Raw genomic sequence first — 21,108 nt, 5'->3', positions numbered from 1 at the left:
GATGCTATTCATAATAGAAAAAACTGCAAAAACTATCATCAACATTACTGTCTGTACTATCTTCTGTCAAATATGATCCCTCGGATGAATCCTGCGTTTCTTTTGAACTCATTTTATATAAGCACCTCCTTATATGGAATGTAATAACTTCTTTTTAATATGGTACCATTTTTTACCAATTAAGTCAAGGTTATTTTAACCGTATTTTAAAGTTTTTTGTACACTTTAGCACTTTACTACTTTCTCTTAATAAAGTATATGAAACCACTTAGTAACAGTGCACCACCTTATTTTGGCAATATTTATATTATTGTATTATTAATTACTTAAATAGCTATCTCTGTACAGATGACTTCTATTTTCTTAGATAACTGAGGTACTTGTATAGTTAATTTGATAAAACACCTAGATTTACTTTTAAACAACGACTAATATATTAGTCTTCAAGTTAAAATATTTAACTGATGAAAAGCCTGCAATTAGACTCAAACTAACTACAGGCTTTAAATATAACTTCAATTTAATTTTATCTTTTTTATAATTGTGAATTTTGGAGATTTTGATTTTTACAATTAAGTTTAATCTTAATATTAAAAATACAATTTCTTTATATTACATTTATTCAAATGTAATATAAACTAAACAAGTTTTATGCATTTAAATATATATAATTATACATAATGTATAATATTTTGTACTAACTCTCTCCTGTAAATATTATTCTTAAAATATCTTGTGCTTGCTGAACCATCCTTTACATTGTCTAATATTCTTGAATCAAAATTTCTTTCATTTAAAGTCTTACTTTTCCCTGCTGCTCTTAACAATACTCCTCAAAATCCTAATAATTTCATCACATTTTCTAATCAATCTATCTGAATTCTCTTTATCTAGATATTTAGCACTTTTCATAAGCTCTATCCAATATTTTGTCTCACTAGCCTCCTTCAAAGCAATACCCATCTTAGAAATAAAATCATTCTTACTCTGAGCGTCCTCCCCTTCAATAACATTTACTCCTATACTAGTTCCCGCTCTTAAAAACTGCTTAGATAAAACATATTCTTTCTTCTCATATACCAACTTCTTATATGTCTCTATAACAAATAAAGCAAATTCAAAACTTTTCTTCTCAATAATATTCTCTCTCATAATTCATAACCTCCGAACCTTTATTCCTAAAATACTATCCAAAAACAGCTTGGAATAATCTTTTTCTATAAATAAAAACAAAAATTCGTTCGTTTTTTCTTTCAATTCTAAGAATAAAGAGAACAATATAATTGAAACTGCTCTAAATACTTAAACAATAACACATGCAATGTTTCAGCAAAGCTGAAACGAGCAAACTCTACTTATCCTTTAGAACAATAAATTCAAAAATTTCACGGAGTGAAATATCCATCACTCTCAACTCTCCATTCTCAACTCTCAATTTCCTTTACCTTTCTCCTCAATAAAAAAAGCCTCTGATTCCAAGAAAACTCTTGAAATCAAAGACTTAATATTTTTTTATCTTAAATTACAAAATTATATATATCCATAAATATTCTATGAGAATTAAGAGAACAATATAATTGAAACTGCTCTAAATACTTAAACAATAACACATGCAATGTTTCAGCAAAGCTGAAACGAGCAAACTTTACTCATCCTTTAGAACAATAAATTCAAAAATTTCACGGAGTGAAATCTCCTTCACTCTCAACTCTCCATTCTCATGTCGTTGTTTAAAAAACTTCTAAACTATAAATCTCACCTATTGCCAATCATTCGTGGTTGGCTTTTTTATTTTGTTTAAAAAAGTCTTAAACAATTTCAAGTTTTTATTGCGTTCACTAAAATTTATTGTTTAAAAAAGTCTTAAACTACCTTTAATTAATTTTTAGCTTAAAATAGTGTTGATTATATGATTTTTTTAACAATCTAATTTAGACAGCTGTTTCATTCTTTGCCTCATTATTTTTAATATAATAATACGACAACTGTATTTTTATTATTTTTTCAAATGATGGAATAATTTGATTTAAAAACAAATTTTTAATTAATTCATCATCATTTTCACAAAGTTGCACCCCATAAGTAGATATACATAAAATAGCTGGAACAAATATAGCTTGATTCATATCAGATACACTTATATTACGACAAAATATTGAACCTTTAACATCAAATTCTTTATCCTTAAGATCAGGTAAATATATACCTTTTTTTAAAGCACTTTTTTTATCTGGATAAAAAAGTGTATTACATGCTCCTGATATTATTTGGTTTACTGAAGAAGCAGAACTGTTAATAATATTGTTTACTGAAATATTATTGTACATATTTTGCGAGTGATAAAAAACCCATTCTTCAGATGATGGTCTTTTAACTATAATGCTAACAGCAATATCATTTTTATTAGTTATTTTTGAGAAATTAGAAAGAACATTTGTTAATTCATCAATAATATTATCAAGGTTTGTAGTTGGGATTATTAATGTATCTAATAATTCTATTATACTTTTCTTAAGTGATAATTCCGATAAAATTCTTGAGTATTCTTTTGTTGAAATGCTATTGTAACTAGATAATATAAATTTATAAGAATTCAGCTGTTTTTTTACATTATATAATTGTGACTTATACGAGTTAGCATTATACCTGTCTTCATAAGCTTTTGAAAGAGCAAAAGATAATGATATTAAAAATAGAATATAAAATACTGCTGATGATAAATAAGACAATTCCCCAGATTCTTTTATCAATTCGAAAGTTTTACCATAAAACTGTAAAAATATAAACCAATAGTTAGGTATTGTAATGATAATAGCTGTTAATATCCAATGTTTATTAAAAAATGAATATATTTTTTTAAATGCCAGCTTACTCCCCCCCTTTAGAATCATTTTTTTTATCAATAGTTACAAGACAATTGATTCCCATAACAGTAAGATGATATTCAATATTCACAATAAATCTATCGTTTATGAAATATCTTTCAATTAAAGAGTTAAATGTTTTTTTTGTTAGAAGATTATCACCTACGTCTCTTAAATAATTCCTATAGTAAAAATCTTTAATTTTGGGCCAAAATCCTTTTACTTCAAATGGATGAAGCACTTCTGATATTATTATTCTGCCCCGTGACCACGCAACTATTTTTTTGAATAATATTTCCAATTCATTAATAGAGCTAAAATGATGAATACAATTTTTACATATAACTATATCAAATGACTGACTTTTAAAGTTGGCATTAATAATATCTTCATTGGTAAACAATATATTTTTAGGTAGTTTTTTATGTTTTCTTAGTGAAGTTGTTGATTCCCAAGAAACATCGTTCAATATTACAAATTCAGCTTTTGAACAATAATCAAATGAGAATTTATCATCTCCAACTGCTATATCTAATAAATATTGTGTATCCTTAGGTATCTTGTCTAAAATTTTTTGCTTATACGCTTTCTTAGTAATACTACTATTATATTTGTATAAATAACCTATTAAAGTTATTATTCTCTTGAATATTTTCTCATGTATAACATATCTTTTATGATATTTTTTTTGGATATTAATTTCTTTATGACCATTCTGACTAAATCGCTCAAGTGACATAATATATTCAATAGAGTAATTAATGACATCTCTATTAAAAGATTTTGTAAGTTTTGAATAATCGACTTCGTTTAATGGAATGAACATTCCTCTACAATCAGAATTATCTATTCTAAATTCAGATAAATTGCTTGCTGAGCAAATAAATACGATACCATCATGTGTTACTGTTTTTTCTTTATGAGTATAATTCATTTTAACTATACTTATAGGATTAACTGTTTTTAGATGTACTCTCGGTATGTATTTTTTTAATGTATGAAATATTATATCTCTAAGATAACTAGGTTCTTGTGGAACACCACTACTTGGAATATCCCAAACCAAGTTTAATTCCTCAAAACCCCATGTGAAAAATATTGAAGGATATTCATTTTCAAAACTATAAACTACCAATAATACAAAATTGCTCATATTTCTGCAATAAAGATATTGATAATAATCTATTGAAATATCATTATACTCAAAAGTTTTGATATTATAGAAATCATCATAAATATTTAATAAAGTTTTAAAAAGTTTATCTCCATCATTAAATTCAGAATATAAATTCATTTCATTATTATCCATTTATTAATCCCCCACTAACTTATTATCAAAATCATATTATACTCCCCTTAACTCAAATAAAGAACACTAGTATTATTTAGTTTAAAATTTACTACTAATAGATGAAACGACTAAACCAATTAAACTTTATTAAGTTTATATAGTTCTTTTCAATACCTTTTCATCTATAAAAACCCTAATGTGGATTATAAACATTTTTTATCCTATTTTTACTACCTTTTTTATTATTTCTATTCTATATTTACAATTCAATATCATCAAATTTACATTATTCCTAAATAAATCTTACATCTAATATCACCATAAGATATTTTTTAAAATAACCTATAGAAAAAGATACTTTTCTTAAAACATTCCTCTTGTAATAATTTTGTATTAATTATTTTATGCATTGTATTTTAAATTGCTTTGCAATGTATACATTAATATTGCTTGAACTTAAAAAGACATCTACATACGTTGTACTTCACTTTACATTTAATAATTTTACTTAAAAAGTTCGTTTTCTAATTATAAGTAATTATTGGAGCCTGTAAATTTGCGTTATGACATTACTTAAATATATTATACTATATTATTCAAAATTTTACATAACATTACATTAAAATTTAAACAAAAAAATAAAGGCAGTATTAAATACACTACCTTTTATTTTTAAATACAAGACTTCTATTTCAAATACTAATCAAAATACTAGCTCTTTTAAATATTCTTTTAATCTAATATTTTGATATCCTTATAAAAGCAAAATAATATCTATCTATTTTTTAGTATATATCTCCACTAGTACATAAAATTTTTCTAATACTTTAAACTTTTGTACTCTAACTATAATTATTTTTTTATATCCATACACAATCTATTATTAAAATTACTTCTAATATTATTAAGTATCTTATAATTAGGGATTAACTTTATATCATCATCTATTTCAAATATTATATCACCAGCACATGGACACTTCTTTTCCCCTAGCTTATATGTTTTTCCTAACTGTGCCATGATACATTCTTTTTTATCTAATCTATCTTTAGCACATAAATCTGTAACTTCTGTACATATAATATTTATATTTTTACTTGCTAAGTATTGTATAGTTTCTTTATACGGATGATTATATTTATCATTTTGCCCAGTAGATATTATAGCAAATTTAGGGCTTGTACAATCAATGACTTCCCCTGTAGATAATGCATTACCAGTACCATTAAAATATCCACCATGATGTGGCATTTTTAAAATATCGCACTTTAGATTTTTTATATCGCTGACTAACATTTTCCATCCTTCACCTTCTAAATCTCCTGGAAGTATAATTTTAAAGCCATTATATTGGATTTGTACTACAGCAGAAGTATTATTTATATTACTATCGTCCCAATAATTAGCTACAAAGCTATTAGGATATATTATTTGACAACTAAATTCTTCTATGCATTCATTATCAAGTCTTCTATAATTATCATTATCAAATCTTTTAGGAACATACTTTATTTTTTTATTTATGTGATATTGATTTAATCTTCTAGTAAAAAGATTATACTTGCCTACTTGTTCTTCATCAGAACGTAAATATCTATCTTTTTCCCAACATACATTTCTAATTTCAATATCGTTTCTTATTAATAAATCAATTAATGTATTAATTCCCTTATAATGATCTCGATGTAAATGAGTTATAACTATATAATCAACTACTTGTATACCCGCCTCTAAAATATAGTTTTTAGTTTTAATAGCATCATTACAATCAATTATTATTGCTCTCGTAATATTGTTTTCAACAGTTGAGATAACAATAGTATCCCCATGACCAACATCTAAAAAAGCAATTCTTAAAGGAGATGACTCATTCATTTATGCCTCCTCCTTTAAAAAATAATTTTGAAATTTTTTTCTATCAGCTCTATGAGGTTTATAATCATTAAACTTATTAATAATTAGATTCTGATAATCTTGATCATTTAAATAAGTATATTGAAGTGGTCTAACATTCATTATACTTATTTCCTCTTCATAAAAATCCTCCTCTGGCATTCTGCAAACAAATGGAGCCTGTTCTGCTAATAGCCATCCTGGAATTTCATTTGTTACTTTTATGAACTTTTCCTCTTCACATTCCACAAAACTAGCCTTAATTATTTTATTATCTATATCTATGTCCAAAACTTTCCCTGTAACTTCTATTGACTCAACATAATTTTGATTTTGTATGTGACATTTACTTGAAGTAAATTTAATATAATATGATTCTATACATTTAATTTCATCTTCACTCAAATTAAATCCTTCATACAATATATCGTCAATCAACTTCATGTTTTCTTCAGATTCAATATCATTTTCTATTTGTTTAACACATCTTGCTATAGATTCTTTTTGTTTTTCTGTTAAATCAGGGAACGGGATATCACGTAAATTATTACTATTTAATGTCATTTCTAAATTTACATTTTCTAAATATAAATTAGTTATTTTTGAATTTAATATAGCCACAATAACCTCTAATGTTATATTTTCATTTTTGGGTACAAAACACCATAATGAATGACTAGGGTATATTCCTTCATAATCTATCGCAGCTTTTATCCTCCAGAAAGTTCCTGGTGTTGAATTTATAGGTATTACAACCTTCTTACTCTTTAATATATTCTGTTTTTCACCTCTAAGTCTTAATCCTTTATCATTCTTACCTGTATATTTTATGTTGACCAGATTATCAGGATCATAATATATATATCTAGATTTTTTTTGTTTACTCCAATCAAATTTATACCTAGAAACTCCTTGTCTTGCATTTCTAAAATATTTTGAATATCCATCTTTATAATCATCTGATATTAGAGGGTATTTATCATATGGTATTTGTATCCCTTGTGTATCATCTACATATTCACTTAATTTATTCTTATTCTTTAGCTTATCTATTAGTTTCTTTACTGGTGAAACTATTATTTGATAATTCTTGCTTTCTAAAAATGAAATTTGAGAATCACATAAAAATTCAAAATCAAATTTTCCTGTATTCTTAAATATATCAGTAGACTTTTGAACAACTATTCTAGCCTTAAATGATTTATTTTCTATTTTATCTTGTTTTCTTCCTATGATTACAGTAGTTGCGCAATTATTAGTATCAAATATTCCTTTAGGTAATAACCATACTTCATGTAACTGTATATTTTGCAAAAGCTTCTTTCTAGCATTTTTGCTACTCTTCTTAGTTAAAAAAGTTTGTGGTAATACTATTCCTATTAATCCCTCATGATCTAAGATATCAATATATTTTTCTAAAAATACACTTGCCTTTTCTGTCAAAGTATTTTTTCGTTTCTCTTCATATGGCGGATTAGCAATTACTATATTAGGTCTCAAACTCCTATTACTAATTTTAAGAAAATCACCACTTTCTACTTTCCATCCATTTCCATAAGGGATGCTATTTAATAGTAATTCTAACCTAGCTACTTCACATGCAAATCTGTCTATGTCAATTCCATGAATCATATCAGTCAAGTATTCATGTTGCAGTTCTTCCTGCATATTAATTGGCAATAAATCTTTTAATCTTTTATATGCTCCTATTAATAAACTGCCAGATCCACAACTTGCATCTAATACACATCTATTTCTGAAGTCAATTAACTCTATAGGCATTGATTTCATCAAATTATTTACAATACAACTTGGTGTATAATATATACCAAACTCTCTCTTTAACTTTTTATTCTTACTTTCATCGCTTTCAAATAATGTACTTTCGTAAAAATTACCTAATATTTTATTATCTATACTTCTATATGATAACTCACTACTAAAACTATCATTTATTGTATCTATTAGTTCATTACCATATTTGTACAAATGTTCTTTATTAAAATAATCTCCATATTGTTTTGAAAGAACAGCTATTAATTTATGTATATCTGTAAATCTTTTGTTCAATACCAATTTATCATTTAATATTTTAGCAGCTATTACATGCATAACTATACTTGTTATATCCGCAATTTCATCAGTTTTTTCTTGATTAATTAATTTTCTAACACTAAATATTGCTTTTTTGAACTCTTTACCAAGTAACTCACAATTAATTTTTGAAGCAAATTGAAATAAGTTATTTGTATTAAAAAAGCTCAATTGTTCTCTTTCATATTTTGCTGATACAATTTTTGAATAATCATAATTAACTCTGTTTTCAGCAAAATAATTTCCCAAATCATTATATTTTAACTCGATTATTTTATCTGATTTTTTTTCAACATCTAGCTTCCATAAACCTACAGTTTTCTTTTTTGAAATCATTAACAGTGGAGAAGCAGAATATTTAGCATCTTCAATTATCTTATTTTCTTCTCTTTCATCTTCACAATACTTTACTGTAATACAGGAGGTTGATGTATCTTGAATTTTATTATGGCCAAAAGCAATAAAATCAAAGTAAATTACATTTTCATCTTTAGTGGTAATAGGATACTCATCTATAATTTTTTCATTATCATATCCTATTTTATTTAAAGACTTTTTTATAATATCCAATAATTCACTCTTATTATTCATTATTTCACCTCCAACATATAAACTTCTTTATATATACCATTTTATATTATTTGTCAATATATATCTAGTTATTTCTATAAATATGTCTTTAAATTATTCAAAACATTTACCAAATAAGATAAAATATTGATAAATATAAAATAAATGAAAGTGATTTCGTTTTAACTACTGATGCAATATACTCAATAATAGATTTCATTGGTCAGCTATTAAACCACGATTATTAATGAAAGAATTTAGCATCATTTTACACTAACATTTAATAGTATTATTTTGATAATTCGTTCTATTACAACAAGATAATAACTTTTTACAATTACACGAATTATTCTTGCCTTCTATATTATATCTATCAAATTTAAACTCAATCAACTAGCTTATTTACTGTTATTTCATTCATTAGTATTACATTGTTTACTTATAACAAAGATTTATTAACAACTTCGCTTTACACTACATTTGATTAAGATTCTAATAATATAATATTCATATTATGGTTAAACTTGATACTTTTTAATTTTTCCATATTTAAATAATCAATAAATTTATACATTCTTGTCTATTTCTTAAATTATAATATCTATTTGGATATTTACCATAAAAGTCTGATTTACTCTTTTTTAATAATTAGATTTATTAATATTAACTTCAATCACATCATTTACATACTCAGAAAATCCAGTTCTCAATCCTGCTCTCCTTATTATCTTCCACCTTACTAAAGCTTCCCCCTCTGCTATCATGTCTTTACAAACCTTTTTTATTCTTCTAATTTGAAAATCTTCAATACTCTCCAATATTTCGTTTAAATATTCATTAGTTCTAGGTAATTTATCTAAGTTCTTTTCTAGAGTAGTTAACTTATTTATTCTTTTACCTAATAAAGACTTTGTTACTCTTCTCATTTCATTTTCTTCTCGTAGCTTAGCATATTCTTCTTCTAAAATTAATAAAATTTCATTGTCTCTTTTGTCCCATACAGATATCTTACTTAACTCTTGAATATTATTGGCTTTCTTCACATGAATTTTAGCTTTAAAACTAGCTCTCTGATTTTGGTTTTCTTCTTCATTAACTTTATTCAATATATTTTTACTTGGTTCTTCCCACTTTATATCCATTTTCGTATTCAATAAATGCTTTAGATTAAATTTATCTGCATACTTAACAATCGTTTTAGGATCGCATCTCATATACTTTCCTATGCCCCTAATTGATCTATTCCCATCTAAAATATGCTTTTTCAACGCTTCTTCCCATACGCATCCAAATCTCTTAATTTTCCCTATTTTGTATATATCATCTTTAATTTTTCTCGAATAAACAAATCCACACTCACAATAAAACGTACCTATTTTTTCTTTAACTTTATAATCAACTGTTACTTCACACTTACTAATAACCAATTTTCTATAATTTCTACAAACCGGATTCAAGCATGGGTATTTTCTCTTAACCAATTTCTTATCTCTGATAATGCAGAAAAAGTTCTCCATATTACCTTTTAAAAAAATAATCAAAAGAATGTGTCTTATTGGATGAACTACTCTTTTAGGTTTTCGTAAAATTACTTTTAACCAGTTAAATTCACTATAGTAATCAATTTCACTATTAAGCATTTGTAAAACTTCCTTATTGTAAAAAGAACTAAATTCTTCATAGATCAGCCTCTGTTTCACTCGTCGTGAGTAACTTAAGTACCCACGTTCTTCTAATATGTCCATATACATTTTATGTAACTTGATTTGATTAAATCTACTCAGATCATTTTGTAGTAAATATTCAACTGCTTTAGCAATGTCAATAAATATTCTCAACTTCTCACTTTCAATATCCTTTATTTTCGAATTAAGTATTTTACTTGAATCAAATTTTAAAAAACTTACTCTACTTGCTTCAGATAATCTAATTGGATATTCTTCTAAAAAACATTCATGCTTATGGCATACAAATACTCCTTGAACTTGATGTATTCTGTGAAAATAACCTTCTCCGTATTCCTTTATATCATGTTCAAGGCATCTTGGACAATATTTCAAGCCTGAGACTTTAAACAAACTTCCAGCTAGATAACCTGTCGATGCTTTTATTCCAATACCTGTTCCATTTTTCATATTCTCTACAATCTTCATCCTTCTCTTTTCTGGAAGAAATGGAAAGTATATGGGTAGTAAAGTATGTCCTTTGATTATGTCTTCGGCATCATAAGGCAAATAATTTCCTAAATTGCTTAAATTACATGGAAACTCTATTGTTGGAATATATGTATCTTTATCAAAAATGTCTCTTATGGTATCTTTAAAACTATTATTTCCTGATAACATATGATATCTCCCTAGAACACTATATAATATTTCATCTTGATATATCTGTGGAAAAAAGTTCAACATATTATTCTCCTTATCATTTATTTTCTACTCAAAATCTGTCTCAGGGTTTTTTATTATTCCGTTCTTCTCATATTCAGAATATATTTCATAAGGTTCTCTATATTTTTCTCTTTTAGTCTTTTTAACACAAACTTCATCTTGTTTATACTTGTCAGTGTTCGATGACTCCATTATTCTTTTACCAACTTGCTTTTTTAAAAATTCTATTCCCATCTCGATTCCAAACTCATCTATTATCAAATCAACAATTTTACTAGCTTCTTTTTTACTCATTATTTCAAATTCTATAATAGGCTGCATAATTTTCATTTTAAGGTCTTCTCTTTTAAGGTTTATTTCAAACTCTTTGCTCATCATGAAGTTCTTAATTTCTTCCTGTTCCTTCTGATTAATTTTTGAGTTTTTATACATTTTATATACATCTAAAGCTTTAATATCTTCATATTTGGCTAATTCAACATAATCACCAGTTCGCAGTGCATCGATCATAGGCTTCGTCAGTGGCATATACCTATTTGCAATCTCTTCAATTACTTTTGCATTTATTTGTTCTTTTCCAGAAATTATAGCTTGTATTTGCACAGCGATATATAAATTTACTATCCTTTCTGTTATACCCATTGAATGTTTATATATAATTTCCTCTATTTCATCTGTTAATTCCGTTGCTTCCTTAGTCCATTGATATTTCCACATGTGTTTCAGAAAACTCTTCCATTCTTTATCTTTCTTCATAATGCCCCATTCAATTATCCCTATACCTGTTGCTCTTCTAGCCTGCCGAAAATCTCTTCCTAGAACTTTATTACATGCTTTATAAGTTCCAATATATATAATAGGCAAATTCAATTCATTTTCTAGAGTTGTTAAAAAATTCAATACTTTCTCGGCTCCATTTCTGGCTTGCTCTAAATGTTGTATCTCATCAATAACCAATGTTCCTAAAGCATGATTTTCAACCACTTTTTTCATCTTATTAATCATTCTATCTATAGAATTCCTTGGATTACCAAACTTTTTAACATAATTAGTCCCTAATACTGAATCTACCTCATTGAAAAAACTTATACATAAACCTTTTATGCTACCATCATACGTGCAATCAATCTTTATATATGTTAATTGTTTAAATAAAAAACTGCTTCCTTTGTAATTATTATGAACAATACATTGTGGGTACATTGCTAGTATATTGTTTATAGCAATACTTTTTCCACCTCCGCTTATACCCACTAAAGTAAGTCCTGGTACATCGCTTGAACAGTTACTTCTAATACATTTATACTTACTTTCCTGCTCAAAATCATTATACTGGTTATCCTCTCTTTTCAAAGTTCTTTTAATAAAATTTGGAGCAATTATATTTTTTTCTTTATAACCATTTCTAATGGATAAAGAAATTCTTTTTTCTATCAAGAAATGTTTTGAAAATACATATAAAAGATTTTTAAGTCTTAAAGTAGCATGAATTCTATAGTTTCTGTCCCTCAACCGTTCACTATCAGAATAATACGGCAATTCGTTTATAATCTTTACTGATTGTGTCATACTGTATATAGGTGGCAAGGCCTCTATTAGCATATTTCCTTTGTATTCAGGTTCTGACTGTTCAATATATCTCGCTTTAATATGTTCTTTAAATTTAAATTTTCCATCACCATAAGATTCATATTGATTCTGTTCATAATTCTGTTCTATTGAATTTTCATTAACATATTCCCTAAAAATTTTGCTCATATTAACTCCTCATCATTTTGAATATTAATTATTTGCTCAACAATATTAGAAAAGGTGTCTTCCACAATGTTAGAATTAATATCCACTTTTCTATCGTTAAAATGATTCTTTATAAAAAACGCTTGTTCTTTGTTACTTCTAATTCCTTCACTTTTTTTATTTCTCTTAATATCTTTTCTAAAGTCAATTATTGAATTTGGAGCTTGATTAAATGCGACTTCTGCTTCTTTTACATCTTTTGTTAATCCCATATTTAACTTTAGATTATTATTATTTTCTCTATCTCTTAATTTTAAATCTCTGATTTTTTTCTCTTTAATAAAGGACTTTATTTCTTCCATTGATTTATTTCTAAACATTGAATATTCTTCCTTCAATGTACAACTTTCAAATTCAAAGGTATCTTGATTCACAATATAAATTGTGTCTAGATATCTGGGGTCATATACTACTCTTACTTTCCATGTGCCTTTTGACCGTGCTTCTACATGCCAATGTTCAACTCTTGCTAAGTTACATTCATATCCTACCCCACAGAATCTAATTTCCTTGCTGCTGACTGTGCATATGCCTGTTCTCATTAAATTTAATTTAAGATAATCATCAGGTATGCTTCTTAGGTTACCTGTAATATTTCTTATTCCCCAATTCCAAATTTCGCTTGGAATTTCTAAAACATCATCTTCAGTCATTTCTTTTTGTAACGGATAACTTGTTAATAAATGATTATTATGATGAATTACGGTTCTCAATAACGATCTTGTAAATTCAATAAGATTCATTTTTACTTCCTCTCTTGCATCACTTCCCCCTCTTTTTCTAAAATCACTTTCTATAGCTCCTGGCAACAAAGCCTTTAATTTTGCTTCTTGTACACCAAAGTTCCTTTCAACTATTCCCTTATAGTCTGCTCTATATGATGGAGTATTTTCTAGTACGACACCTAGATTTTCTATGATTTTTTCAGGTAACTTACCAGCTAGTTCTCCCCTGTCTGCCAATAAATATTGAGGTAATGTAGAATTAGGCCATTCTTCAGCTGATATATCTAGTCCATATCTACTACAAAACTCAACTTTATCCTCAGTACAATTGTAAAGCGCTGTTGCAGCACCTTCCCAGCATGGATAGTTTCCTCCTACATATACTCCAACAATCATCCTGCTAAAGACATCGATAACAAAATATACTACTGGCTTTCCTATTCCTCCAGTCTTCAATCTATTAGTCAGATAGAATGGTGAAATAGTTGCATCAATCTGATATCTGTATCCTGGACCATATGAATGCTGTGTAGAATTTGAAGTTAGTTCTCTATAGTTTAATTCATAATCTTTTTTACTTTTTCTCTTTGTTTTCTCAATTCTAATATTTCTATATTTTTGATAATAAAAATACTTGAATTGTTCATATGTTGGAATCTTATGTGCATCAATTACTTTTGCTTCAAATGTTTCTTCATCTTCTATAGAAAAAAAGTCCATCAACATCAGGTCATAAGCTTTCTTCAAAGATATTTCTCTGTGATTCTCATAATATCTTTTTATTGCAACTTTGAATATTTTCTTAATATCATTATTAATATTAATTCCAACCTTTTCTGGCTCAACAGCTGATATATAGTTAGGTCTTCCTACTTTTTTATCACCTAATATTTTATCTTTTCCTGGTCCTCCACACTTATCATAATTTGAAATTAAACCCATCTTTAACTTGCCGCTTCTCCAATATTTCTTTAAATACTTATATACTGTAGCTTTAGAAATATTTTTTTTACATACAATACTTTTAACTAGCTCAGATCTATATTTTGACTCATATATTTGAGGTTCATTCTTTGTAGATACGATATCTTTTATTGCATCCCAAGATTTATTTAACAATGCCTCAGTAGATTTTGATAACTCATGTTTCATTTTTATTCCCTCATGCTTATATTGAGTTAGAATGATATTCTCTCCTATATGAATTTTTTCTTCAAAATTGCTAAGACATCTATTATTAATCTTTAGATTTTTACTATTCATATCTATCGTATAACAAAAATCAAACTTTCTATCTAACCATAATACTCTTTCAACAAACTCATCATTTATGTTGCTTATTACATCATTAACTCTTAATAGCTCCATAAGATACTATTCCTCCATTACTCCACCCAAATTTTAACTGATCCATTACATAATTTTGTTATATCTTTTTTCAAATCAGTATGTACTATTTTATGAGCCAGAAGATACTTCAAAAATGATAAACTTTCTCCAACTTCCCAATTCATTAATATATCAAACTCGCTTACAGTCTTTTTTATGTCACTTTGATTAACCTCTAACATGAATATGAACTGTGAAATTAATTTTTGAAGATCATTATTCGTAATATGAATATTTTTATTCCAAAAAAATGATTGATAAAGAAATTCTATATTCCTCGCTTTCACTTTATCAATTTGTTTTTCTGTTATTACTCCCCAATCAATATTTCTTCGTTTCCAATATTCCTGCTCTATAAGAAATTTTTCTTTTACTCTAGGTGTCAACTTTGATGAAGGTTTTATTGTTCTTGCTATATCATATCTTTCATTATTTTTCTCTAAGGTAATTACAAAATCTGTTGTCATAACAATTTCTTTGTTTATACTTCTGTTAGTTGGATGTTTATATCCTAGCTTTTTAGCAATAAGTATTGTTTCTTCAATAGGTAATAATGGAAACTGCTCCCTTATGTCAACAACATTATCTTCCCATTGAGCTAAGAAAAAATATTCCCTCTCCAACTTTGACATAAGCTGATATTTTCGATTTATCTTCCAACCCATAACCCTAGATGCTAAACCTTCACTAGAAAATTCATGTACTTTGAGCCAAGGCTTATATTCTTCACAAGTACCAATTCCTCGTCTCTCAATTAATCTTTGTTTATCTGATTTTCTTTGTCTAGCCATATGCTATACCCCTTACTTTAATCGAATTAGATATATTATGATTTATTTCCCATTTACTTAAATTTATGCATGAGCTTCTTGTGAATCGTACTTTTACAAAAGTTAATTTTCTACTTTAAATGATAAAAAGTTATCTAGATTTCCAAATAAAAAATTAATTAATAACAAGTGTCTTATAACATGGCACACGCAATTATTTCTCCTAACAAGCTTAAAGATCCAATTTTCTCCATAACTAGGGTCAAAGTTGGATTCCAGTTGTGATAACACATCACTTGAATAATATTTATGTAAATCATTTGATAAGTCTCTTCTTTTTATTTTCCCTTTATTTGTATAGTTATTCTTAATAATTCTCAATTCATATTTTTTCTTGATAACATCTAAATTCAATTGATCTAATTCAGGTAATTCATTATTAACTATTCTTTTAATATCATACATTATATTAAGTAACCGACTATCTATTTTTTTTATCTTCTCTTTTTTTATGTTGGTATATTTTAAATCATTAATATCAAAAAAGTTTCTAATAAGCTTTTCATCTATCTCTTCTACATTAATTTCATCTAGAAAAAGTTCATGTTTAATACAATATAAGTATCCTGGTATCTGATGTATTCTATGAATATAAGCTTCTCCATTTTCCTCTAGATCTTCTTCAAAACACTCAGAACATATCTTAATAATATTCTTATTTAATATACTTTCAGCATTAGCTCCCATCATTGTTTTAAGTGCACCTGTTGACTTTTCTTTTAGCCATTTAATACAAGTAGACTTTTTTTCATCACTTAAAAATGGTCTGAAAAACGGAAAAATTGTATGGTTTTCGATAATATAGTCACTATCTATATCTTGGTCGCTATGAAAATTTGAACAAAAATAATCTAATCTTCTTGGATGATAAATTGATTTATTCAATAGCTTTATTCCAAACAATTCTTCTGATGTATGTATTGAACTATTATTTCCACAAATATTATGATATCTCCCAAAATAATTGAATATTATTTCATCTTTATACAATGGTGGTAATATACTTATCATTGAATCACCCCAATATATTATTAACTTTTCTAACCTAATTAATTAATTTTTTCTAAAAAAGAAACTCTGATTTTTAAAATTTTGCAATAAAATTAAAACCAACTTCTCTTTAAAGAAGTTGGTTAATACTAAAATTAATTTTTCTATAAATTATACTTCTGTGATTTTAAACCCTCTTTCTTCAAGAAATTTATTTATATCCCACTTATCTCCTAACTCTCGTTATCTTTCCTTTTTTCTCTACCATATCATGATAGTAAAAAAGACACATAACTAGATTTTAATCCAAATTACGTGTCCTTAACAAACAAGTTTATTTTACTCCGCAGAGTTTTTTTACAGCCAAATAAATACTTTGCTAATACTTAGTATAGTGATAAGTATTATGGTTTAATGAATAATAGCCATATTTTATTGAAAATGCTTAAAATAAATTTCTTTTAGTTCTTTGTTTAAATCGTCATTAATAATTGCTTTTATAAATTTTGATTTAATATTATCTTTTGCTCTATTTGATGACTTTAATTTTACAATGAACTCTTCATTTAAACTCAATAACCAATTCAACTTAAATTTTTCAAAATCAAAATCTTCAATTGATAAAATCAAATCAAACAAATTATCTTTATTTTTATACTTTTTAAGTGCTTCTATATCATTTAGTTTTTTATTATAAACAAGATTAGTCAAATATCCTATCTGAGTCTTTACAGGGTCAGGAAAAGACCTCCCATTTGTTTTCTCTTGCTCCTGTATTATTTTATCTATCGATTCATAGAATTTTTTCTCCAATTCATAATTAGATTCTATAATATCTCTTATCCTTGCTTCAGCATATAATGAAGTTGAAAATTTATTATTTAATTCATCGGTTACCCAATTTTGTATTTTAAATTGGATATTCTTATCAAATAGATTATACATTTCAATAAATAATCTTCTTAAAATTTTAGAAGATTGTGATTTAAATTCTCCAAATCTAGATTTATCAATTAAACTGTTTATATTAACCTCTTCAACTGTTAAACAGCCATCTGCTCTTTTTACTAAATAAGATAAATTTCTAATTAAATTCGAATTATTAAGAGTCTCTAATTCCCCTCCATTACCCCCATTATTATATTGAGAGTTGTTGATTTTTTTAACAAAAACAATTATAATCTTCTTTAAAAACTCATCTTTTATAATAGTTTCATCTTTTTTATATTGTTGAACAATAAAATAATCAATAGCTCTGTATATTTCTAAATCAGTATGATTATTGGATATAAAATTAATAATATTATCGATAAACACTTTCAGTTTATCTGATCCTTTAAAATGTATTATAGAAATTATGTAAATCATATTGATAAAGGAATTCAGCAACATTTTTTTATTTTCAATAATATTATAACTTGATATGATGTTTTTAAACATCCCCTCCAAATAGACTAATGGTATTTTGGTTCTAATAGTTTTTATATTGTATTGCTCAATCATTTTTCTTAATTTCTTAGGTTCTACATATTTTGACATGAGGAATAGTTCAAACTTATCAAATTCATGAAGTGGCATCTCACTTCCTTCAATACCACCAAATAACCAATCTTCATCTTCCTCTTTATCATCTATCTTTTGGCTTCTATCATAAGTTCTCAATAAGGTTTCAATATACTCCGTATAGTATTCTTTTACATCTCTGTATTCATCAATCATCAGAAAATAATTATGCGTGCACTCCCAAAACTCTTTTACTTGTCGCTTATATTCAGGCATATTACTCATTTTATATGGGTCTCCACCAATATATGTTTTATCTACATCTTCTTTTATTTTTTCCTTTAGATTATCTGCATCAATCTTTCTTGAATATAAATAATTATTATTAAATAAAATATCATTTAAAAAAGAAACAATATCTCTATCTTTTTTAGGAAGAGAGTAAAATATCTCAATTAAATCACTTTCATTATTTTCCGTATTAGAGTTTGAAATTATCATTTTTATATGCTCGATATATGCCTCTTCTCCTAATAAATTAGAAAATGAATAAAGTGATGATTTAAGATATTTAACTAAATCTTGCTTATTAAATTCACATATATAAAAAATTGTATACTCTTTATCTCTAAATGCCTTTCTAGATAAATTGTTTAAAATTTCATATGCACTGACGTACCTCTTTAAAAGATAATTTGAATATGCTCGTAGTAATTCATTATAATATTTGTTTCTAAACACAGTTATTGATTTAAATGTCTGTTTTGCATAATTTTCTATGCCTATGTAGTTATTAAATTTTAGAGTATTAAATAATTCTAATTCACCAATATCTAGTGGGAATTTGTAACAAATTTTTTCATCACCATTATTCTTACGAATTGTAATATCAATATTTTCAATGCCAGCTCTATTCATAACTTTTTTTAGATACTCTACCTTTTTAGTTACTCTTTTTTCCACTTTTCCTATTTCATCAGCATCTTTGATTTTTTTTATTAAAGTTGTAAATATATTGGCATCATAAAAATCTTCATTATTAAATTCTGTTTTTAGGATACAATCGCTTCCTTTAAGATTATATCCAAAATTTAAACCCATAACATGAAATATATCTTTTAGTCTTAGTTTTCTAAACTCTTCTAATGGCAACAATTTTTCGTAAAAATAGTCAATAACATCATCTATATTTCCTTCATATTCTAAAATATAATCAATGCATCTTACAATATTTTTTCCCCTATTATCATCTAAACTCACTATTTCTCTTTTTTGAAATGCTTCTGTTATATCGACAACACTAATAATATTAATACCAAGATTTTTATAATAATTCATTTCCACCTGACTCTTTTGATTATCTTCAGAATCTAAAATATAAGCCTTTTGGAAATCTTCACCTAATACATCTTTTAACCATTTGATAATAATTTTTAAATTAATATCTTGTAAAGAGTATCCTACGAAAACTATTGTATTATTGACAAACAGAGCCTTTAAATATGTTTCTATTAATTTAAATTGATTAGAATATGATAGATAATCATCTTCTTTTAGTACTATATTCTTTCTTTTTAAATCACCATGCATTTTTATAAGCAACCTATTATTTTGAGCATATGGCAAGTCTTTATCTTCACAAATAACATCATAATAAAGATTGCTTTTTTCAATAGCTTGCTCTATTAAGTCATCATAATTTGTCGTAATTATGTGCTTAGGATTTAGATTTAATATTTTTTCATGTATTAAATTAGGTTCACATTTTTTGTCGAATATATTATATATTTCATCGTAATATTCTTTTCTTCCTCTTTCATTGTAATAGTATTGAGCAATTCTAAGGTAATCATCACTTGTCATATGTGAGTTAGTTTCTATTCCTAAAGATTTAGAAAATTTTTGGATAAGTTTAAACCAGCTTGGTAACTTTGAATTCATAGAAACACCTGCACCAACAAACATTACTAACTTTCCAGCATCTACAGCTTCTCTTATTTTTTTTATATTATGATTTACTTGTTTCAAAATATGCCCCCTTTTTACTAAACAAATTTTCTTCATTAACATTATAATTCGATTGGATAAATCTCTCAATTGTTTTGTTTTAATTTATAACTTTGTGAAATATAATCAATGGTTATATCCTCTTTTGATTCCACCCTTTCTCATTACATTAAATTCTTTAATCTTTTCACCTCTTTCTTATTTCAGCAATAATTGACTCTATTCTTCACTTCCATACGCCTTTATACTTTTTACTTTATACCTTATTTCCTTCAATTTCTGTTTTTATTATTGATTTTCCAGTAAAAAAGTCATTCACTTTCGAGAATTATGGATTAGGGGTTCTAGGTCAATAATTGTTCTTTTCTATTTTCGTTTTTCCATTTGATTTTTCATACTTTATATTTAACTTATAGCGGTTGTGTGCACCTTAAATCTATATTTCAACAGGCTTTTATCTGTTTATACTTTCTATTATATTCATTTTTTACTATAAATCATGAAAATAAAAAGACACATAACTAGATTTTTAATCTAAATTACGTAGCCTTAATTAACTAAAAACTTTATTTTATTCAGAAGATCTTTTTTACAGCGAAAGAGATTTTTTGTCAATACATCCTCAACATAAATATTATGCATTATTTAAAGGCTCCTTTTTATAGTAATATATTAATTTATTAATTAATACAAAAACTACTTTTATTTATTTTTTAATTTTTTAATTTTTAACTTTATTAAATTTAAAAATAAATACCTAAATTT

At 26.0% G+C, this 21,108-nt stretch carries 11 protein-coding genes; all 11 read right to left on the bottom strand.

The window, feature by feature from the left end:
* Positions 1-801 precede the first annotated feature (801 nt).
* The 11 genes from OW730_RS04840 to OW730_RS04790 all read right to left on the bottom strand — a co-directional run bounded on the left by OW730_RS04840 (position 802) and on the right by OW730_RS04790 (position 20,364).
* Positions 802-1,152 carry a four helix bundle protein gene (locus tag OW730_RS04840; RefSeq protein ID WP_271227940.1) on the bottom strand — a complete coding sequence of 117 codons (351 nt, stop codon included), beginning with the start codon at positions 1,150-1,152 and terminating at the stop codon, positions 802-804.
* 779 nt (positions 1,153-1,931) lie between these two features.
* Positions 1,932-2,891 carry a hypothetical protein gene (locus OW730_RS04835; RefSeq protein WP_271227939.1) on the bottom strand — a complete coding sequence of 320 codons (960 nt, stop codon included), beginning with the start codon at positions 2,889-2,891 and terminating at the stop codon, positions 1,932-1,934.
* A complete protein-coding gene (locus tag OW730_RS04830; RefSeq protein WP_271227938.1) occupies positions 2,869-4,173 on the bottom strand; it encodes a methyltransferase domain-containing protein in 1,305 nt (434 codons plus the stop codon). The genes OW730_RS04835 and OW730_RS04830 overlap by 23 nt, the downstream gene beginning before the upstream one ends.
* Before the next feature lie 834 nt (positions 4,174-5,007).
* Positions 5,008-6,030 carry a ComEC/Rec2 family competence protein gene (locus OW730_RS04825; protein WP_271227937.1) on the bottom strand — a complete coding sequence of 341 codons (1,023 nt, stop codon included), beginning with the start codon at positions 6,028-6,030 and terminating at the stop codon, positions 5,008-5,010.
* A complete protein-coding gene (locus tag OW730_RS04820) occupies positions 6,031-8,733 on the bottom strand; it encodes an N-6 DNA methylase (RefSeq protein ID WP_271227936.1) in 2,703 nt (900 codons plus the stop codon). It abuts the gene before it with no gap.
* A gap of 620 nt (positions 8,734-9,353) precedes the next feature.
* Positions 9,354-11,123 carry a TnsD family Tn7-like transposition protein gene (locus OW730_RS04815; RefSeq protein WP_271227935.1) on the bottom strand — a complete coding sequence of 590 codons (1,770 nt, stop codon included), beginning with the start codon at positions 11,121-11,123 and terminating at the stop codon, positions 9,354-9,356.
* Between the two features lie 24 nt (positions 11,124-11,147).
* A complete protein-coding gene (locus OW730_RS04810) occupies positions 11,148-12,860 on the bottom strand; it encodes an AAA family ATPase (RefSeq protein ID WP_271227934.1) in 1,713 nt (570 codons plus the stop codon).
* Complete coding sequence (locus OW730_RS04805; protein ID WP_271227933.1) at positions 12,857-14,992, bottom strand: Mu transposase C-terminal domain-containing protein; 2,136 nt, start codon at positions 14,990-14,992, stop codon at positions 12,857-12,859. Before OW730_RS04805 ends, OW730_RS04810 begins: the two co-directional genes overlap by 4 nt.
* 17 nt (positions 14,993-15,009) lie before the next feature.
* On the bottom strand, positions 15,010-15,804 hold the full coding sequence (locus tag OW730_RS04800; RefSeq protein WP_271227932.1) for a TnsA endonuclease N-terminal domain-containing protein: 795 nt from the start codon (positions 15,802-15,804) through the stop codon (positions 15,010-15,012).
* 102 nt (positions 15,805-15,906) lie between these two features.
* Positions 15,907-16,854 carry a TnsD family Tn7-like transposition protein gene (locus OW730_RS04795; protein WP_271227931.1) on the bottom strand — a complete coding sequence of 316 codons (948 nt, stop codon included), beginning with the start codon at positions 16,852-16,854 and terminating at the stop codon, positions 15,907-15,909.
* Between the two features lie 411 nt (positions 16,855-17,265).
* Entirely contained in the window at positions 17,266-20,364 is a 3,099-nt protein-coding gene (locus OW730_RS04790) for an SIR2 family protein (RefSeq protein WP_271227930.1), read from the bottom strand.
* Positions 20,365-21,108: the final 744 nt, after the last annotated feature.

It is taken from the genome of Oceanirhabdus sp. W0125-5 (assembly GCF_027938815.1).
Taxonomy (GTDB): domain Bacteria; phylum Bacillota; class Clostridia; order Clostridiales; family Clostridiaceae; genus Oceanirhabdus.
This window is presented reverse-complemented; position numbering and strand designations above follow the sequence as displayed.

Coding starts and splice junctions, on each gene's coding strand:
- OW730_RS04840 (WP_271227940.1), bottom strand. CDS start 1,152: ATGAGAGAGAATATTATTGAGAAGAAAAGTTTTGAATTTGCTTTATTT.
- OW730_RS04835 (WP_271227939.1), bottom strand. CDS start 2,891: ATGATTCTAAAGGGGGGGAGTAAGCTGGCATTTAAAAAAATATATTCA.
- OW730_RS04830 (WP_271227938.1), bottom strand. CDS start 4,173: ATGGATAATAATGAAATGAATTTATATTCTGAATTTAATGATGGAGAT.
- OW730_RS04825 (WP_271227937.1), bottom strand. CDS start 6,030: ATGAATGAGTCATCTCCTTTAAGAATTGCTTTTTTAGATGTTGGTCAT.
- OW730_RS04820 (WP_271227936.1), bottom strand. CDS start 8,733: ATGAATAATAAGAGTGAATTATTGGATATTATAAAAAAGTCTTTAAAT.
- OW730_RS04815 (WP_271227935.1), bottom strand. CDS start 11,123: ATGTTGAACTTTTTTCCACAGATATATCAAGATGAAATATTATATAGT.
- OW730_RS04810 (WP_271227934.1), bottom strand. CDS start 12,860: ATGAGCAAAATTTTTAGGGAATATGTTAATGAAAATTCAATAGAACAG.
- OW730_RS04805 (WP_271227933.1), bottom strand. CDS start 14,992: ATGGAGCTATTAAGAGTTAATGATGTAATAAGCAACATAAATGATGAG.
- OW730_RS04800 (WP_271227932.1), bottom strand. CDS start 15,804: ATGGCTAGACAAAGAAAATCAGATAAACAAAGATTAATTGAGAGACGA.
- OW730_RS04795 (WP_271227931.1), bottom strand. CDS start 16,854: ATGATAAGTATATTACCACCATTGTATAAAGATGAAATAATATTCAAT.